This window comes from Methyloversatilis discipulorum (assembly GCF_018780585.1).
In the GTDB taxonomy this organism is placed as follows: Bacteria; Pseudomonadota; Gammaproteobacteria; order Burkholderiales; family Rhodocyclaceae; genus Methyloversatilis; species Methyloversatilis discipulorum_B.
Window position 1 is genome coordinate 92,944 of the sequence record NZ_JADMJL010000038.1, and the last position, 17,035, is coordinate 109,978.

The following is a 17,035-nucleotide window of genomic DNA, read 5'->3' on the forward strand; positions in this document are numbered from 1 at the left end:
AGCTAATCGCTCTTTGGCGAACGCAAACGCTCGATGAAGCGCTCTACGGGAACGGATAGTCCGCTACCGCCTTCGGGCCGAAGCAGGTAGGTGATGATGACGGCCGAATCGAGCGCCAACGGCCGGATCACCACGTCGGGACGTTGGCATACCGCGATTCGGGTCGCCGTTGCGAAGCCGATGCCGTAACCAGCTCCGACCAACGTGAGCATCATGTCCAGCGACGAGACATGCTCAACGATGGTGGACTCGCGCTCCAGGGGATGTAGCAGCCGGGTCAATTCGCGGCAGTAGCCCTCGCAAAGCTGCGGATCGCACATCACCAGCGGGTAACTCACGAGTTCACGTAGCGACACTTCCTTGTGGGCCAGCAACGGGTGCCGGATCGGCAAGGTCACCACCAGCGGGTCCTGCCAGATGGGCTCCGTCACCAGTCCGTCGCCGACGTCCGCAGTGTGTGCGAAACCGATCGCGAAGTCGCCGGATCGCAGCCCCCGCAACTGTTCCGCCAGGGTGACCTCGGAGAGCCGTATTTCGATCTCCGGCTCCTCCTGGCGGCACAGGGCAAGAAGTGCAGACAGCCGCGGGTCGATGGCGCCATCGGAGATGGCGATGCGCACGCTGCCTCTTAGGCCTGCGGCGATCGCCCTGACGTTTTCTCGTGCCTGCTCCAGGTTGGTGAACAGCCGGCGAATGTCCTGAAGGAAGGTGGTACCCGCTGGCGTCAACCGCGTTCCCCGCCGATCGCGGTCAAAGAGCAGCACCCCCAGTTCGTCTTCCAATTCCTTGATCGTGCGGGACAGCGGCGGCTGCTCGATGTGCAAGCGCTCCGCAGCACGGGTGAAATGCAGCTCTTCGGCGAGAGCCACGAAGCAGCGCAAATGACGAAGTTCCATGGGCACGTCCTTCAGCAATCCTGGTCATTGGGTTGGCCACGGCGCATTGCTGCCGAAGTGCGCTTAGAGGGGGCGAGGTAGTGCTGGGTCCCTCTTCAGGGCGAGGAAAAAGGCCATCGGTGTATCTGAATAAGAATACATATGTTCATGTATTAACTCAAGTCAAGAGTGGTAGCAACTGTTTCGGAACGTGACGCCGAACCCAACCCGCTCAATGCTTGAGCGGCTAAGGCCGTACTGACGCCAAAGTAGCGCGAGCCCACAGAGGGGCTCGCGAGATGTAGGACCGAAGGCGCTCTGCCTTCATGGAAAAGCCCAAATCAGGCCGGGTTGATTTCCAACGAGCCACGGTTGATCTGGTCGCGTTCCATCGACTCGAACAAGGCGCCGAAGTTTCCTTCGCCGAAGCCCTCGCGGTAGTTGCCCTTGCGCTCGATGAACTCGAAGAACACCGGGCCAAGCAGCGGCTCGGAGAATATCTGCAGCAGCAGGCGGGGCTGGCCGCCTTCGGTCGTGCCGTCGAGCAGAATGCCGCGCGCCTGCAACTCGGGCACGGGCTGGCCATGGCCGGGCAGGCGCTTTTCCAAGTTTGCGTAATAGATGTCGTTGGGGGCGGTCAGCAGCGGGATACCGGCCATCTGCACGCGGTCGAGCGCATCGAGTAGGTTGTCGCACAGCAGGGCGATGTGCTGGATGCCCTCGCCGCTGAACTGCATCAAGAATTCCTCAATCTGGCCGCCGCCCTGGCGTGCTTCCTCGTTCAGCGGGATGCGGATCAGGCCGTCCGGCGCGCTCATCGCCTTGGAAGCCAGGCCGGTGTACTCGCCGTTGATGTCGAAGTAGCGGATCTCCTGGAAGTTGAAGAACTTCGTGTAGAAGTCGGCCCAGTACGTCATGCGGCCGCGATAGACGTTGTGTGTGAGGTGATCGACGATCGAGAAGCCGTGGCCTTTGGGACGGCGATCCACACCGGGTAGGAATTCGAAGTCGATGTCGTAGATGGACTTGCCGTCCTCGAAGCGATCGATCAGGTACAGCGGCGCGCCGCCGATGCCCTTGATCGCCGGTAGGCGCAACTCCATCGGGCCAGTGGGAATGTCCATCGGCTGCGCGCCCAGCTCCAGCGCGCGGTGGTAGGCCTTGTGCGAATCCTTGACGCGGAACGCCAGCCCGCAGGGGCTGGGGCCGTGCTCGCCCGCGAAATACGCCGCCTGGCTTTTAGGCTCGCGGTTGACGATGAAGTTGATGTCGCCCTGGCGGTAGAGCGATACGTCCTTGGAGCGATGCCGGGCCACCTCGGTGAAGCCGAGCTTCTCGAACAGCGGCTCCAGCACGCCGGGCGTCGGCGAGGCGAACTCGACGAATTCAAAGCCGCACAGGCCCATCGGGTTGTCAAAAAGGTCGGTCATCAGGGGTGTCTCTCTTGGGTTTGGGGTGGAAATCTGGACACCCTAGATGGTAAGAAAAAGCCCGCACATCATTTCTGCAAAATCAATTGCAAATAGACTTCTTGATGCCTGATTCCTGCGTGGTGAAAGAAATGAGCACAGAAATAGTCCTTGATGGTACGGATAGACGCCTTATTGATGCATTGCAACGCAATGGAAGGTCCACCTTCGACGAACTGGCCGAACACGCAAGCCTGTCGTCCTCGGCCACGCTGAGGCGGGTGCGCCGCCTCGAAGAGGCTGGCGTCATCGCCGGCTATGTGGCCCTGGTGCACCCCGAACGCATCGGCCTCACCCTCACGGCCTACCTGAACGTGCGCCTCGAAAAGCACTCTGATTCGCACAAGCGCAACCCCATGGACGTGTTCCGCGCGTCGGTTCAGAACTGGCCCGAGGTGGTGGAGTGCCACGCGCTGACCGGCGACATGGACTACCTGTTGCGGGTGGTCGTCAGAGATATGGCCCACTACTCCCGCTTCGTGCTCGATACGCTGCTCAAGCACCCCAGCGTGCAAGACTGCAAGACCAGCTTCGTGCTGGACCGCGTGAAGAGCACCACGGCCTTGCCCCTATGAACATTCGGCAGGTTGGTGTGGCGGGGATGCAAATAGCGCTTGACCTTCCAACCGTGGCAAGGATCAAACTTTAAGCATCCCAACCCGAAAGGAGTTTTCCATGCAATTCCATCTCGAAGACATGACCTGCGGCGGCTGCGCCCGCACTGTGACGAAAACGATCCAAACGATCGACCCCAACGCCAAGATCGTTACGGACCCGCCGACCCGCCGTGTCGAGGTCCAGACCTCGGCCTCGCAAGAGCAGATCGCCGCGGCCCTGAGCGAAGCTGGCTTCCCGCCGCGCGCGCAGTAACACCGCGTCGTGGCCGGCATGCACACAGGACGGCCGATGCGAGCACGTGCGCTGCGCCATATCTGGCGCGGCGCTCAGTGCATCCCAAGGTAGGCGACCTTGGCCCACATCCACAGGGCCATCGCCACCATCATCAGGTTCTCGGTCAGGGACACGAAGTCCAGCGGCACGTTGCTGTCCCCGCCCACGCAGGCGCACTTGAGTTCCCGGCGATCGACATAGACCGCCTTGAAAACCGACACGGCCCCGACGGTCCCGATGAACAGCGCCAACGGAATCGACACCCACATCCCCACGCCCGCGACCATCAGGACGCCTGCGATGGCCTCCGCGAACGGGTAGAAATAGGCATACCGAACCCAGCGCTTGGCCAGCAGGTCGTAGTTGAGGAACATCGTCGCGAAGCCGTCCACGTCCTTGAGCTTCTGCAGCGCCAGGAGACACATGGCAAAGGCCACGAGCCACTCTGCCGCCTGAATGCTCCAGAGCTGGCCGAAGGCCGCCCAGCTCGCCGCCAGCGCCATCGCGGCCGCCATGGCGAACAGCGCGATCACAGGGGTGTAGGTCACGGCGTTCTTGTCCTTCACGGACATGCCGAAGAATTTGCGTAGGTCGTCGTAGCCGCCCACGCGCCGCCCGTTTATGAAGACCTGGGGCGTGGTCTCGACGCCATGCTCCTTCTTGAACGCATCCGTCTGCTCGCGGCTCGCCAAGTGTTTGTCCTCGACCTCGTAGCCCTTGCGTTTGAGCAGATCGAGCGACTTCAGCCCGTAGGGGCAGGTATGGCCGGGCATGACCATTCGGTAGAGCGTGGCTAGCTTGGGCGCAGACATGCAGGACTTCTCCTGTGTGACTTTCCATGGGCCGGCCGTCACGGATTTAAGGACGTTGATGACCTTTCCAGCCTAACCGACGACCGTGCAAAGGGAGTGTAGACACCTGGCTCGCGGGTTGGTCTGGCCCACGGGTTGGTTATCTGGCTGCAATGCCGTCAGTCCTCCATCTGCCAGAGCAACCCTGCCGCAGGCCGGTGCGCCTGAGGCAGCACGCAGGCTCCTAGTGGTTCTCCTTGGCATGGTTGATCGTGTACTTGGGGATCTCGACGGTCAGGTCTTCGGTCGCAACGATGGCCTGGCAGCTCAGCCGCGACTGCGCCTCCAGTCCCCAGGCCCGGTCGAGCAGATCATCCTCGCACTCCTCGACTTCGTTTAGAGAATTAAACCCCTTGCGCACGATGCAGTGACAGGTCGTGCAGGCACAGCTCATGTCGCAGGCATGCTCGATCTCGATGCCGTTGTCCAGCAGGGCCTCGCAGATCGAAGTGCCTGCTGGCACGTTCAGTTCGGCTCCCTCGGGAGCCAGTTCAGGATGGGGCAAGACTGTGATTTTGGGCATATCTCTCCTGGCTGCTCAGTGCGCACGCGGCTTTTTTCCTGCTGCGTTGGCTCGCGCGCGGCGCGGCACTGCGCCAGTGCGCGCTTCGGGCTTGTTGTCACTGGTATCGGGCTGCTCCAGCGTGTGCAGGATCGGGCAGTCGGGCCGTTCGTCGCCGGCGCAACACCGGATCAGCGCCTTGAGCGTCGCGGCCATCTCCAGCATGCTCTCGATGCGCCGGTCCAACTCGTCGATGTGTTGCTGGGCCAGACGCTTTACATCAGCACTCTGGCGCGACTTGTCATTCCACAGTCCCAGCAAGTCCGTGATCTCGGCTACCGAGAAGCCGAGGTCGCGCGAACGCCGGATGAAATGCAACCGGTGAACGTCGTCCTGGGTATAGGCGCGGTAGCCCGAATCGGTGCGGTCAGCCGGAGGGATCAGACCGATTTGCTCGTAGTAGCGGATCATTTTGGCCGAGACCTTCGAGGCCTTGGATGCTTCACCGATGTTCATGGTGTTCCTCCTTTCTCAATGAGCGGTATCCGCCGCCAGCGGCGGCTGGAAGCGGCGCAGGCGCAGCGCGTTTCCGAGCACGAACACGCTGGACAGCGCCATCGCGCCAGCCGCGAAGATCGGCGACAACAGCACACCGTATGCGGGGTACAGGACGCCAGCGGCCACCGGGATCAGGGCCGTGTTGTAGCCAAACGCCCAGAACAGGTTCTGGCGGATGTTGCCGATGGTCGCCTTGGACAGCGCGATGGCGTTGGGCACGCCCTGCAGGTTGCCCGACATCAGCACTACGTCGGCCGACTCCACCGCCACGTCGGTGCCGGTGCCGATGGCCAGGCCCACGTCGGCCTCGGCCAGCGCCGGGGCGTCGTTGATGCCGTCGCCCACGTAGGCGATCTGGCCGTGGCTGGCTTTCAGCCGGCGCACGGCTTCGACCTTGCCCTCGGGCAGCACTTCGGCCACCACCTCGTCGATGCCCAGTTGCTTGGCGATGGCCTGCGCGGTACGCGCGTTGTCGCCGGTGATCATCGCCACCTTCAGGCCGAGCTGGTGCAGCGCGGCAATGGCCGCGGGCGTGCTGGACTTGATCGGATCGGCCACCGCGATGATGGCGGCCAGCCGGCCGTCGATCGAGGCGTACAGCGGCGACTTGCCCTCGTTGCCTAGGCGCTCGGCCGTGCGAGCGAAGCCGCCCACGTCCAACCCCAGCTCACGCATGAAGCGATCGGCACCGACCTCGACACGCGCGCCGTCCACGGTGGCGCGCACGCCCATGCCCGTGACCGAATCGAAGTCTGTCATCGTCGGCAGCGCGATGCCACCTTCCACGGCCGACTCGACGATGGCGCGTGCGATCGGATGCTCCGAGCGCGATTCCACGGCGGCGACCTTCGCCAGCACCTGGTTGCGGTCAAAGCCGTCGGCAATCTCCAGGTCGGTCAGGACCGGGCGGCCCTCGGTCAGCGTGCCGGTCTTGTCCACGGCCACCACCTTGGCGTCCTTGAGCAGTTGCAGGGCTTCACCCTTGCGGAACAGCACGCCCATCTCAGCGCCCCGGCCCGTGCCGACCATGATGGAGGTCGGCGTCGCCAGACCCATGGCGCACGGGCAGGCAATGATCAGCACCGCCACGGCATTGACCAGCGCGAAGGACAGCGCGGGCGACGGGCCGAACACCAGCCAGACCAGGAAGGTCAGCACGGCGGCCAGCATGACGGCGGGCACGAACCACAGCGTCACCTTGTCCACCACGGCCTGGATCGGCAGCTTGGAACCTTGCGCCTGCTCGACCATGCGGATGATCTGCGCCAGCATGGTCTGACCGCCCACGGCGGTGGCACGCAGCGTCAGCGCACCCTTCTGGTTGACGGTGCCGCCGACCACGGTGCTGCCTTCCGCCTTTTCGACGGGAATCGGCTCGCCGGTGATCATCGACTCGTCCACGAAGCTGCGGCCCTCGGTCACTTCACCATCGACCGGCACGCGCTCGCCGGGGCGCACTTCCACGATGTCGCCCTGCGCCACGTCGTTGATCGGGATGTCCACGATGCGGCCGTCGCGCAGCACGTGCGCCTCCTTGGCCTGTAGGCCGACCAGGCGCTTGATGGCCTCGGAGGTGCGGCCCTTGGCCCGTGCCTCAAGAAAGCGGCCCAGCAGGATCAGCGCCACGATGACGGCGGCCGCCTCGTAGTACACGTTCACCGTGCCGGCCGGCAGCAGACTGGGCGCGAACGTGGCGACCATCGAATAGCCGAAGGCCGCGGCCGTGCCGACCGCGACCAGCGAGTTCATGTCGGGACCCAGGCGGAACAGCGCCGGGAAGCCCTTCTCGTAGAAGCGCCAGCCCGGAATGGCGAGCACCAGCAGGGTCAGCACGAACTGCAGATACCAGCTCTGCTGGATGCCGATGGTGGAAGCCACCCACTCGTGCATGCCGGGAATCATGTGCGAGCCCATTTCGAGCACGAACACAGGCAGCGCCAGCACGGCGGCCAGGGTCAGGTCGCGCTTGAGTTCGGCGCGCTCGGCGTCCTTTTTCTCGGCGGCTTCCTCGTCGGCCTGCATGCTGGTATCGACAGGGCTGGCCTCGTAGCCGACCTTATCGACAGCCGCGATTAGATCCTGCACGGATGCCACACCACGCACGGTAGCGCGCTCGGTCGCCAGATTGACCACAGCCTCAGTGACGCCCGGCACCGCCTTGAGCGCCTTCTCGACGCGGCCCACGCACGAAGCGCAGGTCATGCCTCCGATCGCCAGCTCGATGGTGCCCTGAGGCACGTCGTACCCTACCTTCTCGATCGCCTGGATCAGCGCCATGCGATCGACAGCACGGTTCAGGCGAATGTCCGCTCGCTCGGTGGCGAGATTGACAGACACGCTTGCCACGCCCTCGACCTTGGCAAGGGCGGCCTCGACTCGGCCGACGCAGCTTGCGCAGGTCATGCCCTCGATGGGCAGGCTGATTGCCGCTGCTTGGCCGCCAGCACTACTCGTTGTTGCCATGCTCATGGTGTGCTTCCCATAGTTGAAATTCGACATGGAGGGAGCTTAGGGTTTACCATCGTGGGAAGGTCAAGCGCTTTTTCGGATGCTGTCAGGTTTCAGAAATGACCCGGTGCACGGGGAGCGGAGGCCTTGCCTGCCAGGCTCGCACTGGTTCTTTGCTGCGCGCGCCTAAGCGGCTGCTGCCTTGTTAATTCTGAAGGGCGAAAACAGCCATTCGAGGTTAGGAAATATTTTAAAAATGAATACAAGTAAGCCATTCAGTACCCCACCGAAGGATCCCAGCGCCAATTTGGAATCGCTGTCACAGAATGACGTGACCATCTTGGCTGAGACATTCCGCCTCCTGGGTGACCCGTCCCGGCTGAGAATCATGCTGTGCTGCATGAAGGGCTCATCCTCGGTCGGGGATATCGCTGAAACCCTCGAACTCTCGCAGTCGCTGGTGAGCCACCACCTGCGGCTGCTGCGCGGTGCTCGCCTGGTCAAGGGCGTGCGCCAGGCCAAACAGATCTTCTATGAGGTGGCGGACAAGCACGTGAACCAGGTGCTGCTGGATATGGCCACCCACATCGCGGAAGACCACAACGACGAGTAACTGTTGGGCATAGCATGCCGTTGCAGCGTGGCCTACGTTCCATGGCGATATGCGCCCCACCGCCCGCAGCTGCGTTCGGTGAGGCGGTTTGGATGCCGCTTCCGATCAATCAGAAGTTGAGCGCGCGCTTGTCCACTGCCAGCGAGGCCTCTTTGAACGTCTCGGAGAGGGTCGGATGGGCAAAGCAGATGCGGGCGATGTCTTCGCTGCTGGCCTTGAACGCCATGGCGATCACGGCCTCGGCCACCAGTTCGCTGGCCTGCGGGCCGACTACATGCACGCCGAGTATCTCGTCCGTGGCAGAATCGGCGATCACCTTGACGAGGCCCGTCGTGTCGCCCAGTGCACGCGCGCGGCCATTGGCCATGAACGGGAAGGAACCGATTCGATAGGCGGTGCCCTGCTCTTTGAGCTGCTGCTCGGTGCGGCCTACCCAGGCAATCTCCGGGCTGGTGTAGATGACGTTGGGGATCGTGTTGAAATCGACGTGACCGTGCTGGCCGGCAATGCGCTCGGCCACTGCGACACCTTCCTCTTCCGCCTTGTGCGCCAACATCGGGCCACGCACCACGTCACCGATGGCCCAGATGCCGGGCACACTGGTGCGGCATGCATCGTCCACCACCACGGCGCCGCGCTCATCCAGTTGGAGTCCCACGGCGGCCGGATTCAGGCCTTCGGTGTTGGGCACACGGCCGATAGCCACGATCACTTTGTCTGCCTGCAAGGACTGCGTCTGGCCCTGGCTGTCGGTGTAGTGAATAGTCACGCCGGCCTCGGTTGCATTGACTTCGCGAACCTTCGCACCTAGTTCGATCTTCAGGGCTTGCTTGTCGAACGCCTTCTTCGCCTCCTTGGCGATGGCTTGGTCGACGATTGGCAGGAAGCTGGGCAAGCCTTCGAGGATCGTGACATCCGCCCCCAGGCGGCGCCAAACGGAGCCCAGCTCCAGGCCGATCACGCCGGCACCGATGACGGTCAACCGATTGGGCACGGCCGCGATGTTCAGCGCGCCGTCGTTGGAGAGCACGACCCGCTCATCGAACGGTAGGTTGGGGAGCGGCCGCACGTTGGAGCCTGTGGCAACGATGATCTGCTTGCCCACCAAGGTAACAGCCTCATCGGCGGCGACGCTCACCTCGAAGCCACCATCGACAGTCCTGGTGAAAGACGCCAGGCCGTTGAAGAACTGGACCTTGTTTTTGCGGAACAGATAAAGGATGCCTTCGTTGCTGGACTTCACCACCTGATTCTTACGTTCCAGCATCGTGGTCACATCCATGCGCAGATCACCCGTGGAGATGCCGTGCGTGCCAAAGTGGTGCTTGGCTTGTTCAAAGTTCTCTGACGACTGCAGTAGCGCTTTCGAAGGGATACAACCGATGTTGTTGCAGGTACCGCCAGGTGCTGGCTTTCCGTCCTTGTTCTTCCAGGCATCTACACAAGCGACCTTCATGCCTAATTGGGCAGCGCGAATGGCCGCGATGTATCCGCCAGGGCCGGCACCGATAACAATGACGTCGAAATGCATGTCCATGATTTACATCTCCAAAGTTTTTGAGGAAATAGTGAGCGCCTATGTCGCGCCTTTTGTCAGGTGGTCGCCAGATTACAGCTCGTTCCCTGACGATCACGTTGAACACTACGGAAGAACGAACCGGGCGCTCGCGGTATTGCCCCCACGTTCGACTTGGACAACGGCCTTCGTGCCCTTGGCTGCGGCGAAGGTCCCGCTGCCTTCGAGGCGGCTTCCGTCCGCGGCAGGCGTGAGTTGCACCTCCTGCTTTTGTGAGCCGGTCAACAGCGTGAGCTTGGCTTTGGTGTTGCTTACGTTGACCTGCTTGCCGTGGTCGCGCAGGTAGAGTTGCGCTGCTGCGGGCTGAACGACCAACTCGTAGTCCACGTCCCGGACTTCGGTCACGACGCCACCATGCAGCGGCTTGTGGTCATGCGCGTGGTCATGGTCGCCTGCGGCGAAGGCGGTGACGGATGCCAGGGCGAGGGCGGTGCCAGCCGTGAGGGAACGAAATCGAACAGACATGAAAGCTCCTATAGGGTTACGGTGGTTGAAATCGGGTGACAGAAGGCGTTGCATCAGAATGCCCCCGCGTCGCGGTCGTCCAGCAGGCGTTCGGCAGGCTTGCGGCCGAACAGCCAGAACATGGCGGGTGTAAGGAAGGTGTCCAGCAGCGTGGAGCTGACCAGCCCCGAGAAGATCACCACCGCGACGGGGTGCAGGATCTCAGTACCGGGTCGTGACGCCTCGAACAACAGCGGGGCCAGTGCGAAGGCCGTGACCAGCGCGGTCATCAGAACCGGGGAAAGCCGTTCGAGCGAGCCACGCACGATCATCTTCTGGTCGAAGTCCTCGCCCTCCATGCGCATGAGGTTGAGGTAGTGGCTCACCTTCAGGATGCCGTTGCGCACAGAAATACCCGCGAGCGTGATGAAGCCGACCAGAGCGGCCACGGACAACGGCTGGCCAGACAGCCACAGCCCCAGCACGGCGCCGACCAGGGCCAATGGAATGTTCACCATGATGAGCGCCGATAGGGCGACCGACTTGTAGCGCGTGTACAACACCACGAACATGAGCGTCAGGGAGACGATGGACAGCAGGCCCACCAGTCGCGAGGCTTCCTCTTGTGCCTGGAACTGGCCGCCCAGCGTGATGAAGTAGCCTTCGGGCAAGCGCACTTCTTGGACGACGCTGCGTATGTCGGCCACTACTTCGGACAGCGGCCGTCTCTGAGCGTTGGCCGACAAAACTATGCGCCGACGGCCATCGTCGCGGCTGACCTGGTTGGGGCCGTCGCTGTCTTCGATGGTGGCAAGGCGCGACAACGGGACCCGACCCATGGGCGTGTCGATGAGGATGCGGCTCAAGCCCTCAATCGACCGCGCCTGCTCGGGCAGGCGAACCACCAGCGCGAAGCGGCGGTTGCCCTCGATGACCTCGGTGATCTTTTCGCCTTCGACCAGGCTTTGTAGCGTGGACAGAATTTGCGGTGCGGCCACGCCGTAGCGTCCCGCCGCCGCATAATCCACGCGGATTTTGATCTGCGGCGCAAGGACCTGCTTTTCGATCTCCAGGTCAGCAAGCCCCGGAATTCCGGCCAGCTTGGCGCGCAGCAGATCCGCCTGCCCGCGCAGGACGTCCAGGTCCTCGCCGAACACCTTGATGGCGATCTGCGAGCGCACCCCCGACAACATGTGGTCGATGCGGTGCGAGATCGGCTGGCCAATGCCGATGGAGCCGGGCAAGTGAGCCAGACGCGAACGGATGTCGGCGGTGATCTCCTCCATGGAGCGCTTTAGCTCCGAGGCGGGCAGCAGGCCCACGTCCAGCTCGCTGACATGCACGCCTTCGGCATGCTCGTCCAGCTCGGCCCGTCCGCTGCGCCGGCCCACGTGCTGCACCTCTGGCACCTGCGCGACCAGCAGCTCGGCTTGCTGGGCAAGCGCCGAAGATTCGGCCAGCGTCACACCGGGATTCAGGCGCAGGCCCACCAGCAACGTTCCTTCATTGAACGGGGGCAGGAACGTGGTCGGGAAGAATGGCACCGCGGCGACAGCCAGTGTGACAGCCACAGCGGCCATGCCAAGGGCGGCACGCGGCCGCTGCAAGACCCGCTGCAGGCCGCCCTGATAGCGCGTCTTCAACCAGGCTAGAAGCCGAGTGTCGCCATGGTCCAGCGTCCTCATCTTGGGCAGCAGGTAGTACGAAAGCACCGGAGTGACCGTCACAGAGACCAGCAGCGAGGCCAGCGTGGAGACGATGAAGGCGATGCCCAGCGGCACGAACAAGCGCCCCTCCATCCCCGGCAGCGCGAACAGAGGCAGGAACACCAGCACAATGATCATCGTGGCGTAGAGAATCGCCGAGCGAACCTCCATCGAGGCCCTGGCAACGATGACCAGGGGCGTCAGCCGGTTCTCAGGGTGGCGGGTGCGGTCCTCCTTGAGCCGCCGCATGATGTTCTCCACATCGACCACAGCATCGTCCACGAGACCGCCGATGGCGATCGCCAGCCCACCGAGCGTCATGGTGTTGATTGATAGGCCGAAATAGTGGAACACCAGCCCGGTCACGAAGATCGAGGCAGGAATCGCGGTCAACGCGATCACCAGGGGGCGCAAAGTGCCCAGGAAGAAGAACAGGATCACCGCCACGAAGACCGATGCGCCGATGAGCTTGCCTTGCAGCGTGCTGATGGACGCCTCGATGAAGTTGGCTTGTCGGAAGGTCACCTGTGGCTCGGCCATGCCAGCCGGCAGTGAGCCCTTCATGTCCGCCAACGCTGACTCGATCGAGCGGGTCAGTGCAATCGTATCGGCCGTGGGCTGCTTTTGGATGCCCAGGATCACGGCTGGCAGGCCCTCGAAGCCCGCATCGCCGCGCTTGATGGCTGGCGCAAACTGAACATCGGCGACCTGGTGGAGCAGGATGGGTTGGCCCGCACGCACCGCGAGAGGCAGGTTACGCAGGTCGTCGAGTCGGGACGTGCGGCCCAGGTTGCGGATCAGGTACTCGCGGCCATTGATCTCCAGGAAGCCGCCGGAAGTGTTCGCGGAGAAGCCCTTGAGAGCCGCATCCAGATCGGACGCAGTCACGCCCAGCTCTGACATACGCGTGGTGTTGGGCTGGACCTGGAACTGACGGACCTCGCCTCCGATCGGGATGACTTGGGCAACACCAGGTATGGCCATCAGCCGGGGGCGTAGCACCCAGTCCGCGTACTCGCGAGTGTCCATGGCCGACAGCGGCGGGGCTGCGTTCTTCTGCCCTGAGGGCTTGGCACCGATGGGGATTGCAATCTGCATGATCTCGCCCATCACTGAGCTGATTGGCCCCATAGTGGGCGTCACGCCCGGGGCTAGCCCTTCCTCCATGGACGTCAGGCGTTCGGAGACCATCTGGCGCGCCCGGAAGATGTCGGTCTTCCAGTCAAATGTCACGTAGATGAAGGAAAGCCCGGCGCTGGAGACCGAGCGCACGCTTTCGACGCTGGGCAGGCCGTTCATGGCCGTTTCGAGCGGGAACGTGATGAGTTGCTCGACTTCTTCGGCAGCCATGCCGCCAGCCTCCGTCATGAGAGTGACGGTCGGCTTGTTGAGATCGGGAAAGACATCTACCGGCGTGCGCGTCAGGGTGAACGCGCCATACGCCATCAGCACCAGCGCCCCGATGATGACCAGGAGCCGGTTTCGTAAGCTATTTTCGAGAAGCCACTTGAACATGGAATGGTGCCCCTCAACGAACTTGATTGATCAGGGACGCGCCCTCGACAACCACGCGGTCGCCGTCCGCCAGGCCCGAAGTGACAGCGATGGATGCACCATCCAAAGGAGTGATGTTCACGACACGCGGCTCGAAGCGCTCGGCCTGGTCTTTGACCCAGACGATGTTCTGGTTGGCAGGGTTCTTCATCAGCGCACCGGAAGGCACGCGGTAGCCAGGTACCGTCGTCGCCTCTTGCACGAAGACCACCACCGGCATACCGACCGCCAAGCGCGAGAGGCTTTCGCTGGTGCCCTTGAACAGCATGGGCAGGGCCTGCTCGCGCAGGCTGCTGGCGGCACCGACGAAGCTCAGCGGCACCTTCTGACCGCCTACTGCGAGTGCAGCACCGGCCAGGTTCTGTGCCATTGCCGGATCGTAGGCAAGCGCCTCGATGCGCAGTTGGGTCGGATCGACCACCTCAAACACCAGTTCGCGCGCATCCACGACCTGCCCGGCAACTGCGGGGCTGGATGCGATGACGCCGCTGACTGGGGCCTTCAGTACGTCCCTGCCGGCGAGGCCCCCGCTCAAGGCGCGGGCGCGTTCGGTCAGGCTGTTCACTTCGCTTTCGGCTGCTTCGATCTCCTTGCGGGGCACGGTCTCCGACAGCTCGCGCAGCCGGGCCAAGCGCTTCTGCGCGAGCGCTTGGCCCGCACGCAGCTCGGCAACCTGGGCCATCTGGCCTGAGCGCTCCAGCACACCGCTGGCCGGTTCGATGTAAGCCAGCACCTGGCCCTTGCGCACGGATTGGCCGATCTGCGGCAGACCATCCGGCCCGGGCACCAGCCGGCCCATTACCATTGCCTGGACCTTGCCGCCTGTCGTCGGGTCCATGATTACTTTGCCAGCCAGTTCATGGCTGCGGGCCAAGGGCTCCTGCTTGATCAGCTGGGTGCGTACACCGATCTGACGTTGCGACGGTTTCGGAAGAAACACGCTGCCATCAGGCTGGCGCTGGGGGCCATTGGAAGACGCAGCCGGCGCTTCGTCGCCGTGGTCATGGCCGTCGTGAGCGAACGCGGGAGCAGCCAGAGCCAATGCAGCCGCCATGGCCGTCGTCATTAGGAAACGGAAGTTGCGCTTCATGCTGCACCTCGCAGTGCACCGTTGGTGCGTGTACGTCTGCGCAGCGCCCACGCTAGGACACCGACGCCGAGGACTGCGGCACCGCCACCTAGTACGACCACACGGCCGGATGCGACGGCATGCTCGTGTTCGGCGTCTTCGCTATGAACATCGAGAACGCCCGTCAACAGGTCCGATTGGCCCTGCGCAGTAATAGTGGCCATGATTGAGGTCTCGCCATCGGATAGCGGCTCAGTCAGATCGGCCTCGAACTCTCCAACCCCGTGTGAGCTGACCTTTACCTGTTGACCACCCAGCTCGAGGGTCAGCTCGCCATCGGTCACCGGCCGGTTGTCGGCAGCATGGTCGAGGTAGAGTGTGAGACGCTGGCCGTTCAGCACACCCACCAGTTCGAAGTCATCGGAAACTGCGGCAAAGCGCGGAAGCGCGGCCGCTGCGGGGGCAGGAGCGGCTTCGCCATGGTCATGGCCGTCGCCGGCCCACGTTGCGCTACTGCCAAGCAGGAGGCTGGACAAGGCAGCTGCACGCCAGAAAGAGGATTGCGACATTTCTAAGGTTCCAGGATGGTTGAGCGCGCGCCGATCAGCGCGTGCCGGAGATGTCAGTGAAAGTCTCGGTCGGCTGCGGCAGCGTGCCTTGTGCCTGCAACAGGGACGAGATGGCCGCGGCATGCTCCACCTTGGCGAGCAGCGCCGCGCGCTCGGCCTCGGTGGCCTCCTGCTCGATGCGAAGGCGTGTCGGCATGTCCGTCTCGCCCATCGCGAACGACTTTTGGTAGAAGGTGCGCGTTTGTTGGGCTAGTCGCTGGCGCTCCGAAGCGGCCTGCATCTGGGTGCTGGTTGCCAGTTCGCGCGATTGGGCAGTTCGAATTTCCGAGAGTAGCCGGGTGCGCTGGGCCGCGAGTGCCGACTCAGCCTCCAGTGCCTGCGCATTGGCGCTGGACAATTGCTCGGTATGACGGCTACCCGTACCGAAGGGAATGCGCACACCCACCGTGATCGTCTGGTTGTAGCGTTCGCCGTAGCCGCCCCGATCCCGCGTGGTCGCCAGGGTCAGTTCGGGGTTGGCGTACTTCTGATGGGACACCAGTTCCGCAGAGCGGCGGGCCGCCAGCGCCTTGTGCTGCAGTTCCAGCAGCGCAGGGTGGTTACCCAACAACGCGCCGGACGGCTGTGCCGATGCCGGTTGAACTCGGACACCTGACTGCTCCGGCTGCGCGGAATCGGCCTGCGACGGGATACTCTCGATGCCGGTCAGTGCCAACAACGCCTCGCGCTGCGTGATTTCTTCGGCCTGAGCAATGGCCAGGGCACTACGAGCCGACGCCAAGGCGCCATCGGCCTGGTTTCTGTCGGCTTGCGCCAGGTCGCCCGCGCGAACCCGGCGAGCCACATCTTGCGCCAACTCGTCCGCGCTGCGGGTGCGATCCTGCGCCGCCACCAATTCGGCCTGGGCACGCTGCCATGCCCACCATGCCTGGCGAACCTGTCCGGCCGTGCGTAGCTTGGCGGCCAGCATCCGGCTGGATAGCGCGAGGCTTTCCGCGTCCGCCCAGCGTGCCGACGAGGCGCGCTCACCAGGCATCCAAAGGGGAATAGCCACCCCGACTTCATATTCGCGCTGTCCGTTGCGGTTGTTGAACCGATCAGTTTTGGTGGAGGCTTCCAGCGCCATCGGACCTGCCACCCAACTGCCGGCCGTCTCTTGGCGTGCTTGGGCGGCCTGCTGCCAGGCGCCTTCTCCAGCGGCTTCTGGCTGCCGCTGCCAAGCTGACTCCCACAATTGGGCGACCATGTGGCTGTCTGGTCTGGATGGGACGTGAGGGGCGGCTACTGGCTGGGCTAGCACGGTGCCGGCCCAAAGCGTGGATACCGCCCAGATCCATCCCTTGCGTATGTCTTTGCGAAGCATTCAATTCTCCATCGGTGTTGCATCAGTACTTACCCCCGGCTGGGTGTTCTCTTTCCGAGCAAGTGCTTGTCGTTGAAAAGCCACTGTTCACTGGCTTAGATATGAACAATTGTATATCTATTCATATGAATGGGAAAGAAAACCTTACATCCTTTGAGCACCAATCGCCTTAGAGAGGGCGTCGGGCGCAAGACATCGAGAGGCGAGGTGGGGCTAATCCACTGCGCAAACAGCTATGCAGACTCCTTGAGCATATCCCCCGGGGGGGGATATGATTGCTGCATGAAAGAGATGCACAAGCACACCAGCCACCCAGATCTCGTGAAACGGCTCAAGCGCGCCGAGGGTCATCTGCGACACGTCATCGGGATGATCGAAGGAGAAGAAACCTGCCTGGACATCGCTCGCCAGCTCGCTGCGGTGGAGAGCGCCGTCACAGCGGCCAAGCGCGTCCTGATCCATGACCACATCGACCACTGCCTATCTCATGATGAGGACTCCGTTCTAGCCGAAATGAAGGCGCTAACCAGACTGCTCTGAGGTCTCT

The 17,035-nt window shown here is 63.1% G+C and carries 16 protein-coding genes; 4 read left to right on the plus strand and 12 right to left on the minus strand.

The window, feature by feature from the left end:
* Positions 1 to 2: 2 nt before the first annotated feature.
* Positions 3 to 896, minus strand: coding sequence for a LysR family transcriptional regulator (locus tag IV112_RS16070; RefSeq protein ID WP_003821171.1), 894 nt, complete (start codon positions 894 to 896; stop codon positions 3 to 5).
* 320 nt (positions 897 to 1,216) lie between these two features.
* Positions 1,217 to 2,305: a 4-hydroxyphenylpyruvate dioxygenase gene (gene hppD, locus IV112_RS16075; RefSeq protein ID WP_003821169.1), complete on the minus strand. Its 1,089-nt coding sequence runs from the start codon at positions 2,303 to 2,305 to the stop codon at positions 1,217 to 1,219.
* Between the two features lie 131 nt (positions 2,306 to 2,436).
* Here hppD and IV112_RS16080 point away from each other — a divergent pair, with 131 nt between their 5' ends.
* Positions 2,437 to 2,919 carry an Lrp/AsnC family transcriptional regulator gene (locus tag IV112_RS16080; RefSeq protein ID WP_033471055.1) on the plus strand — a complete coding sequence of 161 codons (483 nt, stop codon included), beginning with the start codon at positions 2,437 to 2,439 and terminating at the stop codon, positions 2,917 to 2,919.
* A gap of 100 nt (positions 2,920 to 3,019) precedes the next feature.
* Positions 3,020 to 3,214 (plus strand): heavy-metal-associated domain-containing protein, encoded by a 195-nt coding sequence (locus IV112_RS16085; RefSeq protein WP_003821167.1) that lies wholly within the window; start codon positions 3,020 to 3,022, stop codon positions 3,212 to 3,214.
* 74 nt (positions 3,215 to 3,288) lie between these two features.
* Here the strand turns inward: IV112_RS16085 and IV112_RS16090 are convergent, their stop codons facing one another.
* From IV112_RS16090 to IV112_RS16105, 4 genes are all read right to left on the minus strand, one after another.
* On the minus strand, positions 3,289 to 4,047 hold the full coding sequence (locus IV112_RS16090; protein WP_017642570.1) for a MauE/DoxX family redox-associated membrane protein: 759 nt from the start codon (positions 4,045 to 4,047) through the stop codon (positions 3,289 to 3,291).
* Between the two features lie 223 nt (positions 4,048 to 4,270).
* Entirely contained in the window at positions 4,271 to 4,609 is a 339-nt protein-coding gene (fdx, locus tag IV112_RS16095) for an ISC system 2Fe-2S type ferredoxin (protein ID WP_003821165.1), read from the minus strand.
* Positions 4,610 to 4,624: 15 nt separating this feature from the next.
* On the minus strand, positions 4,625 to 5,104 hold the full coding sequence (gene cueR, locus IV112_RS16100) for a Cu(I)-responsive transcriptional regulator (protein WP_003821164.1): 480 nt from the start codon (positions 5,102 to 5,104) through the stop codon (positions 4,625 to 4,627).
* 15 nt (positions 5,105 to 5,119) lie between these two features.
* The gene (locus IV112_RS16105) at positions 5,120 to 7,609 is read right to left on the minus strand and encodes a heavy metal translocating P-type ATPase (RefSeq protein WP_085967106.1); all 2,490 of its coding nucleotides are present in this window, start codon (positions 7,607 to 7,609) and stop codon (positions 5,120 to 5,122) included.
* 241 nt (positions 7,610 to 7,850) lie between these two features.
* On the opposite strand from IV112_RS16105, the gene IV112_RS16110 reads away from it, so the two are divergent.
* The gene (locus IV112_RS16110) at positions 7,851 to 8,207 is read left to right on the plus strand and encodes an ArsR/SmtB family transcription factor (RefSeq protein ID WP_003821162.1); all 357 of its coding nucleotides are present in this window, start codon (positions 7,851 to 7,853) and stop codon (positions 8,205 to 8,207) included.
* Between the two features lie 109 nt (positions 8,208 to 8,316).
* On the opposite strand, the gene lpdA is transcribed toward IV112_RS16110, so the two are convergent.
* The 6 genes from lpdA to IV112_RS16140 form a co-directional block, all read right to left on the minus strand.
* The gene (gene lpdA / locus IV112_RS16115; protein ID WP_003821161.1) at positions 8,317 to 9,744 is read right to left on the minus strand and encodes a dihydrolipoyl dehydrogenase; all 1,428 of its coding nucleotides are present in this window, start codon (positions 9,742 to 9,744) and stop codon (positions 8,317 to 8,319) included.
* Between the two features lie 105 nt (positions 9,745 to 9,849).
* Positions 9,850 to 10,248 carry a hypothetical protein gene (locus IV112_RS16120; RefSeq protein ID WP_015912828.1) on the minus strand — a complete coding sequence of 133 codons (399 nt, stop codon included), beginning with the start codon at positions 10,246 to 10,248 and terminating at the stop codon, positions 9,850 to 9,852.
* Between the two features lie 53 nt (positions 10,249 to 10,301).
* Entirely contained in the window at positions 10,302 to 13,448 is a 3,147-nt protein-coding gene (locus tag IV112_RS16125) for an efflux RND transporter permease subunit (RefSeq protein ID WP_003821160.1), read from the minus strand.
* 13 nt (positions 13,449 to 13,461) lie between these two features.
* Positions 13,462 to 14,577 carry an efflux RND transporter periplasmic adaptor subunit gene (locus tag IV112_RS16130; protein ID WP_003821159.1) on the minus strand — a complete coding sequence of 372 codons (1,116 nt, stop codon included), beginning with the start codon at positions 14,575 to 14,577 and terminating at the stop codon, positions 13,462 to 13,464.
* Positions 14,574 to 15,125 (minus strand): hypothetical protein, encoded by a 552-nt coding sequence (locus tag IV112_RS16135; protein WP_015912829.1) that lies wholly within the window; start codon positions 15,123 to 15,125, stop codon positions 14,574 to 14,576. Before IV112_RS16135 ends, IV112_RS16130 begins: the two co-directional genes overlap by 4 nt.
* A 34-nt stretch (positions 15,126 to 15,159) precedes the next feature.
* Positions 15,160 to 16,371: a TolC family protein gene (locus tag IV112_RS16140; RefSeq protein WP_223656232.1), complete on the minus strand. Its 1,212-nt coding sequence runs from the start codon at positions 16,369 to 16,371 to the stop codon at positions 15,160 to 15,162.
* 399 nt (positions 16,372 to 16,770) lie between these two features.
* Between IV112_RS16140 and IV112_RS16145 the strand changes: the two genes are divergently transcribed.
* Positions 16,771 to 17,028: a metal-sensing transcriptional repressor gene (locus IV112_RS16145; RefSeq protein WP_003821156.1), complete on the plus strand. Its 258-nt coding sequence runs from the start codon at positions 16,771 to 16,773 to the stop codon at positions 17,026 to 17,028.
* Positions 17,029 to 17,035 lie beyond the last annotated feature (7 nt).

What these genes read in the sequence shown, in the direction of transcription:
- IV112_RS16110 (WP_003821162.1), top strand. Translation starts at nt 7,851, where the DNA reads ATGAATACAAGTAAGCCATTCAGTACCCCACCGAAGGATCCCAGCGCC.
- IV112_RS16135 (WP_015912829.1), bottom strand. Translation starts at nt 15,125, where the DNA reads ATGTCGCAATCCTCTTTCTGGCGTGCAGCTGCCTTGTCCAGCCTCCTG.
- hppD (WP_003821169.1), bottom strand. Translation starts at nt 2,305, where the DNA reads ATGACCGACCTTTTTGACAACCCGATGGGCCTGTGCGGCTTTGAATTC.
- IV112_RS16070 (WP_003821171.1), bottom strand. Translation starts at nt 896, where the DNA reads ATGGAACTTCGTCATTTGCGCTGCTTCGTGGCTCTCGCCGAAGAGCTG.
- IV112_RS16120 (WP_015912828.1), bottom strand. Translation starts at nt 10,248, where the DNA reads ATGTCTGTTCGATTTCGTTCCCTCACGGCTGGCACCGCCCTCGCCCTG.
- IV112_RS16140 (WP_223656232.1), bottom strand. Translation starts at nt 16,371, where the DNA reads ATGGTCGCCCAATTGTGGGAGTCAGCTTGGCAGCGGCAGCCAGAAGCC.
- cueR (WP_003821164.1), bottom strand. Translation starts at nt 5,104, where the DNA reads ATGAACATCGGTGAAGCATCCAAGGCCTCGAAGGTCTCGGCCAAAATG.
- IV112_RS16125 (WP_003821160.1), bottom strand. Translation starts at nt 13,448, where the DNA reads ATGTTCAAGTGGCTTCTCGAAAATAGCTTACGAAACCGGCTCCTGGTC.
- fdx (WP_003821165.1), bottom strand. Translation starts at nt 4,609, where the DNA reads ATGCCCAAAATCACAGTCTTGCCCCATCCTGAACTGGCTCCCGAGGGA.
- IV112_RS16105 (WP_085967106.1), bottom strand. Translation starts at nt 7,609, where the DNA reads ATGGCAACAACGAGTAGTGCTGGCGGCCAAGCAGCGGCAATCAGCCTG.
- lpdA (WP_003821161.1), bottom strand. Translation starts at nt 9,744, where the DNA reads ATGGACATGCATTTCGACGTCATTGTTATCGGTGCCGGCCCTGGCGGA.
- IV112_RS16130 (WP_003821159.1), bottom strand. Translation starts at nt 14,577, where the DNA reads ATGAAGCGCAACTTCCGTTTCCTAATGACGACGGCCATGGCGGCTGCA.
- IV112_RS16145 (WP_003821156.1), top strand. Translation starts at nt 16,771, where the DNA reads ATGAAAGAGATGCACAAGCACACCAGCCACCCAGATCTCGTGAAACGG.
- IV112_RS16090 (WP_017642570.1), bottom strand. Translation starts at nt 4,047, where the DNA reads ATGTCTGCGCCCAAGCTAGCCACGCTCTACCGAATGGTCATGCCCGGC.
- IV112_RS16085 (WP_003821167.1), top strand. Translation starts at nt 3,020, where the DNA reads ATGCAATTCCATCTCGAAGACATGACCTGCGGCGGCTGCGCCCGCACT.
- IV112_RS16080 (WP_033471055.1), top strand. Translation starts at nt 2,437, where the DNA reads ATGAGCACAGAAATAGTCCTTGATGGTACGGATAGACGCCTTATTGAT.